Origin of the sequence: Streptomyces sp. cg40 (genome assembly GCF_050320165.1) — a bacterium.
Lineage (GTDB): Bacteria > Actinomycetota > Actinomycetes > Streptomycetales > Streptomycetaceae > Streptomyces > Streptomyces hokutonensis.
In genome coordinates, this window is the sequence record NZ_CP190128.1 from 6,476,029 (window position 1) to 6,488,675 (window position 12,647).

General features: G+C 70.5%; 11 protein-coding genes. 8 read left to right on the plus strand and 3 right to left on the minus strand.

What is annotated here, in order from left to right:
• Positions 1–26: 26 nt before the first annotated feature.
• Positions 27–476, minus strand: a complete 450-nt coding sequence (locus ACQHII_RS29150) for a metallopeptidase family protein (protein WP_019072215.1) — start codon at positions 474–476, stop codon at positions 27–29.
• Positions 477–766: 290 nt separating this feature from the next.
• On the opposite strand from ACQHII_RS29150, the gene ACQHII_RS29155 reads away from it, so the two are divergent.
• From ACQHII_RS29155 to ACQHII_RS29180, 6 genes are all read left to right on the plus strand, one after another.
• Positions 767–1,198, plus strand: a complete 432-nt coding sequence (locus tag ACQHII_RS29155; RefSeq protein WP_427925431.1) for a DUF3499 domain-containing protein — start codon at positions 767–769, stop codon at positions 1,196–1,198.
• 186 nt (positions 1,199–1,384) lie between these two features.
• Positions 1,385–2,749, plus strand: coding sequence for a phosphomannomutase/phosphoglucomutase (locus tag ACQHII_RS29160; RefSeq protein WP_427922059.1), 1,365 nt, complete (start codon positions 1,385–1,387; stop codon positions 2,747–2,749).
• Positions 2,750–2,959: 210 nt separating this feature from the next.
• Positions 2,960–3,130, plus strand: a complete 171-nt coding sequence (locus ACQHII_RS29165; protein ID WP_019072213.1) for a Trm112 family protein — start codon at positions 2,960–2,962, stop codon at positions 3,128–3,130.
• A 31-nt stretch (positions 3,131–3,161) separates the two neighbouring features.
• On the plus strand, positions 3,162–4,289 hold the full coding sequence (locus ACQHII_RS29170; protein ID WP_427922060.1) for an SIS domain-containing protein: 1,128 nt from the start codon (positions 3,162–3,164) through the stop codon (positions 4,287–4,289).
• A 109-nt stretch (positions 4,290–4,398) separates the two neighbouring features.
• Entirely contained in the window at positions 4,399–5,550 is a 1,152-nt protein-coding gene (manA, locus tag ACQHII_RS29175; RefSeq protein ID WP_427922061.1) for a mannose-6-phosphate isomerase, class I, read from the plus strand.
• Between the two features lie 184 nt (positions 5,551–5,734).
• A complete protein-coding gene (locus ACQHII_RS29180; protein WP_427922062.1) occupies positions 5,735–6,718 on the plus strand; it encodes a cation diffusion facilitator family transporter in 984 nt (327 codons plus the stop codon).
• Between the two features lie 63 nt (positions 6,719–6,781).
• On the opposite strand, the gene lepB is transcribed toward ACQHII_RS29180, so the two are convergent.
• The gene (lepB, locus tag ACQHII_RS29185; RefSeq protein WP_427922063.1) at positions 6,782–7,456 is read right to left on the minus strand and encodes a signal peptidase I; all 675 of its coding nucleotides are present in this window, start codon (positions 7,454–7,456) and stop codon (positions 6,782–6,784) included.
• 103 nt (positions 7,457–7,559) lie between these two features.
• Positions 7,560–9,878, minus strand: coding sequence for a fructose-specific PTS transporter subunit EIIC (locus ACQHII_RS29190; protein ID WP_427922064.1), 2,319 nt, complete (start codon positions 9,876–9,878; stop codon positions 7,560–7,562).
• A 481-nt stretch (positions 9,879–10,359) separates the two neighbouring features.
• Here ACQHII_RS29190 and ahcY point away from each other — a divergent pair, with 481 nt between their 5' ends.
• Together ahcY and ACQHII_RS29200 are read left to right on the plus strand one after the other, a co-directional pair.
• Positions 10,360–11,817: an adenosylhomocysteinase gene (gene ahcY, locus ACQHII_RS29195; RefSeq protein ID WP_427922065.1), complete on the plus strand. Its 1,458-nt coding sequence runs from the start codon at positions 10,360–10,362 to the stop codon at positions 11,815–11,817.
• Positions 11,818–11,987: 170 nt separating this feature from the next.
• Entirely contained in the window at positions 11,988–12,602 is a 615-nt protein-coding gene (locus ACQHII_RS29200) for a hypothetical protein (protein ID WP_427922066.1), read from the plus strand.
• Positions 12,603–12,647 lie beyond the last annotated feature (45 nt).

The window sequence follows — 12,647 nt, forward strand, 5'->3', positions numbered from 1 at the left end:
CGACCCCACGCGCGCGGGGAGGGGTTTCAGTCCTCCCCGTAGCGCGGATCGACCGTCTCCGGGGTGAGGCCCAGCAGTTCGGCGACCTGCTCCACGACGATCTCGTGCACCAGGGCCGCGCGTTCGTCGCGCCCCTTCGTGCGGATCTCGACCGGCCGCCGATAGATCACCACGCGCGCGGGCTGCCCCTCACGGGCGGCGATCGTGCCCCCCAGGGGCACCGACTCGTCGTTCCAGCCCTCGCCCGCACCACCCAGTCGAGGGACTTCGAGGACGAGGAAATCGATGTCGGCCAGCTGCGGCCAGCGTCGCTCCAGACGCTCCACGGAGTCCTGCACCAGATCCGCGAACGCCTCGGCCCGGCTCGCGGCCAGCGGAACCTGCGGCGGTGCGATCGGGCCGCGCATGCCCCGGCCGTGGCGATCGCGGCGGCGGGGCCCGGGGCCGGCGGCGGGGGGCGGTACGGGGGTGTCCATCACTGGTGAAGCGTAGTCCCCGTCAGGTCCGGCCGCCGGACTCCACCCGCCGTCAGGTCGCCGTCCGGTCGCTCGGGCGCCATGTCGCCCGATGACCATTCCAGCCAAGGTTGGGCTCGATTCCGTATGTCTCCAAGACCGTCGCTCTCAAGGCAATTGACGGTGTTTGTGCCGAGTCATGACCGGACCCGACCCCGTTCGAGATCCCGAGAAGGGGTGTTCCCGCAGGTCAGTGCCGTGTTGTCGGAGAGGTGTGTGGGGCGTTTCACAACCCGACACGGTGGAGTGACCTGGGGGAGAGTCGTCGCGGCCCGCTCAAGAGTGCGGTACCGTCCAACGTCGTGAGCCCTGTACGTCGCTGTTCGCGCACCGCTTGCGGCCGGCCCGCCGTCGCGACGCTGACGTACGTCTACGCCGACTCGACCGCGGTCCTCGGCCCGCTCGCCACCTACGCCGAACCCCACTGCTACGACCTGTGCGCCGAGCACTCCGAGCGCCTCACCGCGCCCCGCGGCTGGGAGGTCGTCCGCCTCCTCGACAGCTCCGCTCCGGCCCGCCCGAGCGGCGACGACCTGGAAGCGCTTGCCAACGCGGTCCGCGAGGCGGCCCGCCCGCAGGAGCGGGCGGCCGGGGCCGGCGGCGCGGGCGGCGCCCGCACGGCCGACCCGATGGAGGTCGCCCGCCGGGGTCATCTGCGAGTGCTGCGCTCGCCGGACAACTGACGGGCCCTGTCCGGCAGTTCGTTCAACGATCCCCGACCGTGATCGCGTCCCTTGAGAGGGGCTTACCGTGCGCGGCGTTGCCCGGACCCAGGTAAGAGTCTGTGGACGGCTCAGTTTCCGCACGTCGCGCCGTCCGTCCCTGCGGGTAGTTTGGGGCGACCGATAGGACTTTCTGGAGGGTTGGCCGTGTCTGCTGATCTGTCGCAGCTCGTGAAGGCGTACGACGTACGGGGCGTCGTCCCGGACCAGTGGGACGAGTCCTTGGCCGAGTTGTTCGGGGCGGCCTTCGTCCAGGTGACCGGTGCCGGCGCGATCGTGACCGGGCACGACATGCGGCCCTCGTCCCCCGGCCTGTCCGCCGCCTTCGCGCGCGGGGCGGCGGCTCGCGGCGTCGACGTGACCGAGATCGGCCTGTGCTCCACGGACCAGCTGTACTACGCCTCGGGCGCGTTCGACCTCCCCGGTGCCATGTTCACGGCCTCGCACAACCCGGCGAAGTACAACGGCATCAAGATGTGCCGGGCGGGCGCGGCCCCCGTCGGCCAGGACACCGGCCTCGCCGAGATCCGCCAACTCGTCGAGTCCTGGCTGGACTCGGGCGCTCCGGAGGTCTCCGGCCCGACGGGAACGATCACGAAACGGGACACGTTGGAGGATTACGCGGCGCACCTCCGCGGCCTCGTCGACCTGACCTCCGTCCGCCCCCTGAAGGTCGTCGTCGACGCGGGCAACGGCATGGGCGGTCACACGGTCCCGACCGTGTTCGCCGGCCTGCCGTTCACCCTGGTCCCGATGTACTTCGAGCTGGACGGCACCTTCCCGAACCACGAGGCCAACCCGCTCGACCCGGCCAACATCGTCGACCTCCAGGCGCGCGTCCGCGAGGAGGGCGCCGACCTCGGCATCGCCTTCGACGGCGACGCCGACCGCTGCTTCGTGGTCGACGAGAACGGCGACCCGGTCCCGCCGTCCGCGATCACCGCCCTGGTGGCCGCCCGCGAGCTGGCGAGGAACGGCGGCACGGGCGTGATCATCCACAACCTGATCACCTCCTGGTCGGTCCCCGAGGTCGTCAGGGAGAACGGCGGCACACCGGTCCGCACGCGCGTGGGCCACTCCTTCATCAAGGCCGAGATGGCGAAGTCCGGCGCGATCTTCGGCGGAGAGCACTCCGCGCACTACTACTTCAAGGACTTCTGGAACGCCGACACGGGCATGCTGGCCGCCCTCCACGTCCTCGCCGCGCTCGGCGGCCAGGACGGCCCGCTGTCCGCCCTCGTGGAGCAGTACGACCGCTACGTGGGCTCCGGCGAGATCAACTCCACGGTCGACGACCAGCAGGCCCGTCTCGCGGCGATCCGTGCCACCTACGAGGGCCAGGACGACCTGACCCTCGACGAACTCGACGGCCTCACCGTCTCCTCCGCCGACTGGTGGTTCAACGTCCGCCCCTCCAACACGGAACCGCTGCTGCGGCTCAACACGGAGGCACGGGACGAGGCGACGATGGGGAAGGTGCGGGACGAGGTGCTGGCGATCATCAGGGGCTGACGGTTTCTGCTCGGTTTCTGCTCGACGCCGGTCGGGAGGTTCCGGCCCGTCCGGCGTTCGAGGACGAGGCCGTTCAGGCCGAAGCGGGCTCTGGGGGCGCGGCCTCCAGGTCCGTCGGCCCCAACCCCGGCAGGCACTCCCCACCGGCGGTAACCTGACCAGGCACATCCGCACGCACCGTCGTAGCCCCAGCCCTCGGAGGGACACCCCATGCCGCTCGAAGCCGGCCTCCTGGAGATCCTGGCCTGCCCGGCCTGCCACGCCCCCCTCAAGGAGCAGGACACCGAGCTGATCTGCACCGGTGAGGACTGCGGCCTGGCCTACCCCGTACGGGACGGCATCCCCGTCCTCCTCGTCGACGAGGCCCGCCACCCCGCGTAACCGACGACGACGCGATCGGAGGCCGCCGCCCATGCTCGACGAATCGCTGCTCGACTCCCCGGACGCGCTGACCGAGGCCGACCGCAGGGCCCTGCTCCGCGGTGCCGCCGAAGCCGGTGCCCGGGTGCGCACAGCCGCCCGGCACGCCGCCGAGGCCGGCGTGAACGACCTGAAGCCTGACGGCCGCCCCCGCGCCATCCTGATCGCGGGCCCCGGAGCCGCCGCCACCTGCGTCGCCGACCTGCTCGGCAAGCTCGCCGGCGCCAGCAGCCCCGTCACCCGCCTGGCACCCACCGGAGTGGCCCCCGCGGCCGGCGCCCTGCGCTGGGAACTCCCGGGCTGGGCGGGCTCCGTGGACCTGCTGCTGATCACCACCCCGGACGGCAGCGAACCGGGCCTGTCCCTGCTCGCCGAGCAGGCCTACCGCCGCGGCTGCACCGTCGTCGCCGTGGCCCCGACCCGCAGCCCCCTCACGGAGGCCGTGGACGGCGCCCACGGCCTCTTCGTACCGATGGCGACCGCACCGTACGAACACGACGAGCCGCTGGCCGCCTCCGCCCCCGGAGTCCTCTGGGCGCTGCTCACCCCGCTGCTCGCGCTCCTGGACCGCACCGGGCTGCTCAGCGCGCCGCCGGAGGCCCTGGAGAAGGTCGCCGACCGTCTCGACCAGGTCGCCGAGCGCTGCGGACCCGCCGTCGTGACCTACAGCAATCCCGCCAAGACCCTGGCCGCCGAACTCGCCGACTCGCTCCCGGTGATCTGGACGGAGGGCGCGTCGGCAGGTCCGGCGGGCCGCCGGTTCGCCGCCGCGCTCGCCGAGTTGGCCGGCCGCCCCGCCCTCGTCTCCGAACTGCCCGAGGCGCTCGCCGAGCACAACGCCCTGCTGGCCGGCCCGCTCGCCGCGAGTGCCGACCCGGACGACTTCTTCCGGGACCGCGTCGACGAGGCGCCCGCGCTGCACGCGCGCGTGGTGCTGCTCCGGGACCGCCCGATCGGCGGCCTCACGGCCGCCCCGACCGCCCGTGACCTGGCCCTCAGCCACGACACGCCGATCAGCGAGCTGGAGCCCGAGGACGGCGGCGAGCTGGAGACCCTCGCGGAGCTGATCGCCATGACGGATTTCGCCGCCGTTTACCTGGCGCTCGCCTCGGGCGCCTGATCTTGTCGTCGAACCCCTGAGCCGCCGTACACCGTCGTACGGGGCGCGAAGCCACGTCGTACCCAGGTCGTCCTCGGGTCGTACGCAGAGAGAACCGGTAGAGAGCCACATGGACCGCCTCGACAACACCGTCCGCCCCTATGCCTGGGGTTCCACCACCGCCATCCCCAAGCTGCTCGGCGTCGAGCCGAGCGGCGAACCGCAGGCGGAGATGTGGATGGGCGCGCACCCGGGCGCACCCTCGCGCACCGCGCGCGGGACGCTCGTCGAGGTCGTCGAGGCCGCCCCGGAGCGGGAGTTGGGCGAGAAGGCGGTCGCGAAGTTCGGCCCGCGACTGCCCTTCCTGCTGAAGATCCTCGCCGCCGGCGCCCCGCTCTCCCTCCAGGTGCATCCCAACCTGGAGCAGGCGAAGGAGGGTTACGCCGACGAGGAGCGCCGGGGCATCCCCGTGGACGCCCCTGACCGCAACTACAAGGACGCCAACCACAAGCCCGAACTGATCTGCGCGCTCACGGAGTTCGACGGCCTGTGCGGCTTCCGCGCCCCGTTGGAGGCCGCCGAGCTGCTCGCCGGCCTGGGCGTCGACTCCTTGAAGCCCTACGTCGACCTCCTGCACGCGCACCCCGAGGAAGCGGCCCTGCGCGAGGTCCTCACGGCGATCCTCACCGCCGACCCCGAGGAGATGCGCCACACGGTCACCGCCGCGGCGACCGCCTGCGCCCGCCTCGGTGGCGACTACGCGCCCTACGCCGACATCGCCCACCACTACCCGGGCGACCCCGGCGTCATCGCGGCCATGCTCCTGAACAACGTCCGACTCCAGCCCGGCGAGGCCCTGTTCCTCGGCGCCGGCATCCCGCACGCCTACCTCAGCGGGCTCGGCGTCGAGATCATGGCCAACTCCGACAACGTCCTGCGCTGCGGCCTGACCCCCAAGCACGTCGACGTCCCCGAACTCCTGCGCGTCGTCCGCTTCGAGGCGGGCGACCCCGGAGTGCTGCGCCCCGAGGCGTCCCCGGACGGCGAGGAGGTCTACGAGACCCCCATCGACGAGTTCCGGCTGTCCCGGTACGTCCTCCCGGCGGGCACAGGCGTCCACGACCTCAGCCTGGACACCCCGCAGATCCTGCTCTGCACGGCCGGCGCGGTGACGGCGGGCGAGTCCGAACTCGCCCCCGGCCAGTCGGTCTTCGTCCCGGCCGGCGACAAGGCCGAGGTGTCCGGAGTCGGCACGGTCTTCCGGGCCACTGTGATCGTATGACCGGGTCTGTGGATACCTGACGAGCCGCCGCCGGGCAGGGCTGCAAGAATGGCCCACCGGCAAAGGACGGGCAAAGACGGCCGGACGACCCATCCGGGCAGCTGTCCGGGGCAGACGTCCGACGCGGATGTCCGACCTGGACGTCCGGCACAGACGTACGAAGGCGAAGGGACACCGCGAACACATGAGCGCGTCAGGCGGCACCAGGGCGATCGTGGCGGCACTCGGCGCCAACCTCGCGATCGCGGCATCGAAGTTCGTGGCGTTCGCCTTCAGCGGCTCGTCCTCGATGCTCGCCGAGGGCGTCCACTCCCTCGCCGACTCCGGCAACCAGGCACTGCTCCTGATCGGCGGCAAGAAGGCCCAGCGCGAGGCCACCCCGCAGCACCCCTTCGGCTACGGCCGCGAGCGGTACATCTACGCCTTCCTCGTCTCGATCGTCCTCTTCTCGGTCGGCGGCATGTTCGCCGTCTACGAGGGCTACGAGAAGATCAAGCACCCGCACGACATCGAGCACTGGTACTGGCCGGTTGGCGTCCTGGTCTTCGCGATCATCGCCGAGGGCTTCTCCTTCCGCACGGCCATCAAGGAGTCGAACGAACTGCGCGGCACGCACTCCTGGTCGCAGTTCATCCGCCGCGCAAAGGCCCCCGAGCTGCCGGTCGTCCTCCTGGAGGACTTCGGCGCGCTCATCGGCCTGGTCCTCGCCCTCGGCGGTGTCGGCCTGGCCCTGCTCACCGACGACGGCGTCTGGGACGGCATCGGCACCCTCTGCATCGGCATCCTGCTCATCCTGATCGCCCTGGTCCTGGCCGCCGAGACCAAGTCGCTGCTGCTCGGTGAGTCCGCCGGCACCGAGGACGTCCAGAAAATCGAGGCCGCGATCGTCGACGGCCACACCGTCACCGGCATCATCCACATGCGCACCCTCCACCTCGGCCCCGAGGAACTGCTCGTCGCCGCCAAGATCGCCGTCCAGCACGACGACACGGCCACCGAGGTCGCCACCGCGATCAACGCCGCCGAGTCCCGCATCCGCGAAGCCGTCCCGATCGCCCGCGTCATCTACCTCGAACCCGACATCTACAGCGAGTCCGAGGCCACCAAGGGCCCCGACCGCGAAGCCACCCCCGGAGGCCCGGCCCAGCACCCGGCGCCCGGACACTGACTTCCCCGGCTCCTACGACAACAGGGCCCGCCGAGACGTTCGACGGGCCCTCCCTGTCCCCCGCTACCCCTGCTGCACGGGCCACGGCGCCACCGGGGCCGCCTTCCGCCGCCGTACGACGAACCCGGCGATGCCCAGGCCGATCCCGACCAGGGTCAGGACGACCCCGCCGATGGCGGCCGACACGATGACGACCGCCGCCGTACGGTCGTCGGTCACCCGCCCCTGGACGGCGGACTCGGCCACCGTCCCGTCGTGATCGCTCGCGAAGAAGCGCGAGTCCATCGCGTTGGCACGGTTGTCACCCAGCAGGAACAGCCGCCCCTTCGGGACCTTCACGTCATACGTCTTGTGCACACCGTCGACATCGCCCCGGGCGACATACGGCTCCGACAGCGGCTTTCCGTTCACGGTGATCCGCGCGTCCGTGCCCGAGCCCGTGCAGCACACCACTTCGTCGCCGCCCACCCCGATGACCCGCTGCATCACATTCGCCGAGGACCCATAGTGGTCCGGCGCCGAGAACACCACGACATCACCGCGGCGCACCTCGCCGCCGTCCACCTTGTCGAAGAAGATCCGGTCACCCGGCTTGTACGTCGGCAGCATGCTCTGGCTGCTGCCGGTAGAACTCCCGTACGAGGTCCGCGCGTACACGATGGAGCCGAGCACCAGCACCACCCCTAGCAGCCCCACCACTGCAGCCGAGACCCCAAGGCCCCGCCCCTTGCCCGACATCGTTTCCCTCCCCATGCGGCACTTCCGCGGCGCAGAGAGTATCGGGCGTCTGTGAACGGACTGTGCGGGCCCGCGACCTGCCACCGCCGCGGGCCCACCACCACTAACCGACCTCGCTCAGCACACCGAGCACCGCAGCCTCGTCACCGGCTGCCAGCAGCCGCTTCCGGAACCCGGCATCCGTCAACCTCCGCGACAGCAGCGCCAGAATCCGCAGATGCTCATCACCGGCGGCCGCCTCCGGTACGGCGATCATGAAGACCAGCCGGGCCTTCGTACCGTCCGGCGAGCCCCACTCGACCCCCTCCGACGACCGCGCGAACCCGACGACCGGCGCACTCACCGCATCCGTCTTGGCATGCGGAATCGCGATCTCCTCCCCGAGCCCGGTCGTCCCCAACTCCTCCCGCCGCAAAGCGGTCGCCACCAACTCCTCGACATCCACGACCTTGCCGGTCCGCACCAACAGCCCGGCCACCTCACGGATCGCGGCCTCCTTGTCGACCGCGTCGAGAGGAACCTTCACGGTCTGCTCGGTGAGGTAGTTGGAGAGGACTTCGGGGAGGACATGAGGGGCGCCTTCGAGGGTGGTGTGTCCCGCGGTGGGCGAGCTGGAGCCCGAAGTTCCTTCGGTGGTAGGCGAGTTGGTGCGGGAGGTGCCTTTGCCGGTGGGCGAGCCGAGGTCGGCCGTGGCTGCTCCGGCGTCGACCGCCGCACCGCGCGGACCTCGCGACCCCGACCCGTCCAGGCCCACCGCGGTACGCGAGCCCGAGCCCGAGCCGCCCGAGTTCACCCCGCTCATCTCACCCACGCCGGTCGTCGCGGCGACCACCGCACCTCCGCGCCCATCCCGCTCCGCTACGACGACACCGCCCCTCCCGGAGCCGGCAACCTTCACCCCGGCCCCGACCAACGCGAGCTCGGGATCGGGTTCGACGGCGGCCCCGGTCCCGACCACCGGCTCCCCGCGCCGCTTGCGCTCACTCACGTCGACCAGCGCGACCGTCGTCACCGCGGTGACCGCCGTACCGATCGCCACCGCCACGAAGAACATCGGTACGCCGCTCACCGCGCCCAGCACCGCCACGATCGGCCCGCCGTGGGGCACCGCGTCCTTCACCCCGGCGAGTCCGGCGACCGCACCGGCGACCGCGCCGCCCAGCATGTTGGCGGGGATGACCTGCGCGGGCCGCGCCACGGCGAACGGGATCGCGCCCTCCGAGATGCCGAAGCAGCCCATGAACAGCGAGGCCAGACCGGTCTCCCGCTCCTGCCCGGTGTAGAACCGCCGTCGTACCAACGTGGCCAGACCCTGGCCGAGCGGCATCACCGGGATGGCCGCCGCGCACATGCCCATGACGGCCTGGTTGCCGGTCGCGATGAGCCCCGCGCCGAAGAGGAACGCCGTCTTGTTGACCGGGCCGCCCATGTCGAACGCGATCATCAGCCCGAGGATCGTGCCGAGCAGGATCGCGCTGGTGCCGGTCATCCCGCCGAGCCAGCTGGTGAGGTGCTCGAACACCCACGAGATCGGCTTCCCGATGACGTAGACGAAGAACAGTCCGAGCGCCGTCGTCGCCACGATCGGGATCACGATGATCGGCATGATCGGCTGGACAAACTTCGGGACCCGGACCTTCTTGATCCACAGCACCAGATAGCCGGCGAGGAACCCGGTCACGATCGCCCCGATGAAACCGGCGCCCGCCTTCGAGTCGTACAGCGCACCGGTGTTGGCGATCCAGCCGCCGATCATGCCCGGCACGAGCGCGGGCCGGTCGCCGATGGCGTGGGCGATGTAGCCGGACAGAATCGGCACCATCAGCGTGAAACCGATCACGCCGATGTTGTTCACGTCCATCCAGAAGGAGTCCTTCGGGATGACCAGACCGCCGGAGGGGTCCGGGTGGCCGCCGAGCGACAGCGAGATCGCGATCAGCAGCCCGCCGACCACGACGAACGGGATCATGTAACTGACCCCGTTCATCAGCGACTTGTACGCCAGACTCCGCTCCCTGCCGCCGGGCACGCTCGCCGCAGCGGCCGTAACGCCCGCCGTGTGCACGGGTGCGGACCACACCTGCTCGATCAGCCGCTCGGGATGGCGGATGCCCTCGGCGACCCCGACCACGAGGACCCGCCTACCGGTGAAGCGGCTCAGGTCCACGTCCTTGTCCGCGGCGACGATCACGCCGCCGGCGGCTCTGACATCGTTGTCTTCGAGAATGTTTTCAGCCCCGATGGATCCTTGCGTCTCCACCTTCATGTCGATGCTACGGCTCGCGGCGGCCTGGGCGAGTTTCTCCGCCGCCATGTACGTGTGTGCGATGCCGGTCGGGCACGCGGTCACCGCGAGCAGCTTCAACCGCTGCCCCTCGACACCGCCGCTGCCCGTGGGGGGAGGGCCGGCCTGACTGGTCACGTCGTTCTCCTAACACCCTCGTCCAACACCTTCGCCGCACGGAACGCCGTCCCGGACGCCCCGCGAGATTGACCAGAGGCTCCTGATCTCCCCGCATCCTGCAACAACCACCACCCGACTCGAAGACGCGAACATCCCTGATCGCCCGCGTCCACCCCCTTCCTCCCGACGTTCGTACGGACCCCCTCGGCGCGCTCCCCGAAGCCCGGTCCGACGCCGGGCGCCCGCTCGGTTCGGCTGGAACTGTCCGGAGCGGACTGGGGACGGCCGGTCCTACCGGTGTAACTTGGGACGGAGCCAGACGTCGCTGCTGATGGCGGTCGGGCGGTCCCACCGCGGACCGGCCGAGGGAGAGAGGGCCTCCGACGGACTGCGCTGCGCGTACGCGGGCATGCCTGTGTCCTCCTTGGGGCACCCCTGTGTCCGCCGCCGCGCAGACCAGCCGTACCCACCTCGCCCCAACCCCGAGGAGTACCTCGCAATGACGACTGTCGACAACCGACAGGACTTCAAGGTCGCCGATCTCTCCCTGGCCGAGTTCGGCCGCAAGGAGATCACCCTCGCCGAGCACGAGATGCCCGGCCTGATGTCGATCCGCCGTGAGTTCGCCGCCAGCCAGCCGCTGGCCGGCGCCCGCATCATGGGCTCCCTGCACATGACCGTGCAGACCGCCGTCCTCATCGAGACCCTGGTCGCCCTGGGCGCCGAGGTCCGCTGGGTGTCCTGCAACATCTTCTCCACCCAGGACCACGCGGCCGCCGCCATCGCCGTCGGCCCGAACGGCACGCCCGAGAACCCCCAGGGTGTCCCGGTCTTCGCCTGGAAGGGCGAGACCCTGGAGGAGTACTGGTGGTGCACGGAGCAGGCGCTGACCTGGCCGAACAGCCCCACCGGCGGCCCGAACATGATCCTGGACGACGGCGGCGACGCCACCCTCCTCGTCCACAAGGGCGTCGAGTACGAGAAGGCCGGCAAGGTCCCCTCGCCCGACACCGCTGAGAACGACGAGCACCGTGTCATCCTCGAGCTCCTCAACCGCACCATCAGCGACGGCTCACAGAAGTGGACCCAGCTCGCCTCGGAGATCCGCGGCGTGACCGAGGAGACCACGACCGGCGTTCACCGTCTCTACGAGATGCACCGCGACGGCACCCTCCTGTTCCCGGCGATCAACGTGAACGACGCCGTCACCAAGTCGAAGTTCGACAACAAGTACGGCTGCCGCCACTCCCTGATCGACGGCATCAACCGCGCCACCGACGTCCTCATCGGCGGCAAGACCGCGGTCGTCTGCGGCTACGGCGACGTGGGCAAGGGCTGCGCGGAGTCCTTGCGCGGACAGGGTGCCCGCGTGATCATCACCGAGATCGACCCGATCTGCGCGCTGCAGGCGGCGATGGACGGCTACCAGGTCACGACGCTCGACGAGGTCGTCGACAAGGCCGACATCTTCGTCACCACGACCGGCAACAAGGACATCATCATGGCCGCGGACATGGCCAAGATGAAGCACCAGGCGATCGTCGGCAACATCGGCCACTTCGACAACGAGATCGACATGGCCGGCCTCGCGCAGATCCCGGGCATCGTCAAGGACGAGGTCAAGCCGCAGGTCCACACCTGGAAGTTCCCCGACGGCAAGGTTCTCATCGTGCTGTCCGAGGGCCGCCTGCTGAACCTGGGCAACGCCACCGGCCACCCCTCGTTCGTGATGTCCAACTCCTTCGCGGACCAGACCCTGGCCCAGATCGAGCTGTTCACCAAGCCCGAGGAGTACCCGACCGACGTCTACGTGCTGCCCAAGCACCTCGACGAGAAGGTCGCCCGCCTCCACCTGGACGCGCTCGGCGTGAAGCTGACCACGCTCCGCCCCGAGCAGGCCGCGTACATCGGCGTAGAGGTCGAGGGCCCGTACAAGTCGGACCACTACCGCTACTGAGCCCTGAGCCGACGACCCCGTCCGCTGGGACCGCGTCCGTGCACTGACGCGGTTCTCAGCGGCGGGTCCTCAGCAGCAGATCCTCCGAGGCAGGCCCCCGCACCCCCGTGCCGGGGGCCTGCCCCTTTGGTTCCTCTGGCCGGACCGGCCCGTCAAGACCCAGGACCCCGATGCCCCGCGGCCGATATTCGCTCCACGATCCGCACGATCACACCCCCTTCGCAGACGAGCACTTCCAGTGCGCCCCCGGCCCTTCCGGCTGGCGCTACGTCTCCCAGCTCACCGCCTCCTCCGGCGATCACCACGGCTCCGTCGACCTCACCCTCGACGAACTCGGCCGCCCCATCCGGCTGGAACTCCACGCGGCGAACTGGCAGGTGCGCGGCGCTGCCCTCGACGGCGTCACTTGGGTCCGTACAGACCCCACCGGCACTGATGCCGCCGAAGGCAATGTGCGCGCCCACGCCTTCACCGGCACCTCCCCCGCGTTCCTCATCGCCACCACCCGTCTCCTGCGCCTCACCCCTTCCTCCGCCGCGACCCGCGTCCGCCTGGTCACCTTCACGGAACCGGTCCTCGCTCCGCGCACCGTGGACCAGTCCTGGGCTCTGCTGAAAAGAGAAACACACGGCACTGACAACGGCCCTCTGACCGTGGACGAATACCAGGTCACAGCCCTGGACACGGGCGAACAGCACGCCGTGCACATCGCCGGCGACGTCGTGCTCGCGGCCCCCGGCATCGAGCTGGAGGAGCTGGAGTCGCCGCCGTCCGTGTTCGGCTGAGCGACGCCGTTTCTCGTCGAGCGGGCAGGGGATTCCAGTCCGGCT

Coding starts and splice junctions, on each gene's coding strand:
- ACQHII_RS29150 (WP_019072215.1), bottom strand. CDS start 476: ATGGACACCCCCGTACCGCCCCCCGCCGCCGGCCCCGGGCCCCGCCGC.
- ACQHII_RS29200 (WP_427922066.1), top strand. CDS start 11,988: ATGCCCCGCGGCCGATATTCGCTCCACGATCCGCACGATCACACCCCC.
- manA (WP_427922061.1), top strand. CDS start 4,399: ATGGACCGCCTCGACAACACCGTCCGCCCCTATGCCTGGGGTTCCACC.
- ACQHII_RS29165 (WP_019072213.1), top strand. CDS start 2,960: ATGCCGCTCGAAGCCGGCCTCCTGGAGATCCTGGCCTGCCCGGCCTGC.
- ACQHII_RS29170 (WP_427922060.1), top strand. CDS start 3,162: ATGCTCGACGAATCGCTGCTCGACTCCCCGGACGCGCTGACCGAGGCC.
- ahcY (WP_427922065.1), top strand. CDS start 10,360: ATGACGACTGTCGACAACCGACAGGACTTCAAGGTCGCCGATCTCTCC.
- ACQHII_RS29180 (WP_427922062.1), top strand. CDS start 5,735: ATGAGCGCGTCAGGCGGCACCAGGGCGATCGTGGCGGCACTCGGCGCC.
- lepB (WP_427922063.1), bottom strand. CDS start 7,456: ATGTCGGGCAAGGGGCGGGGCCTTGGGGTCTCGGCTGCAGTGGTGGGG.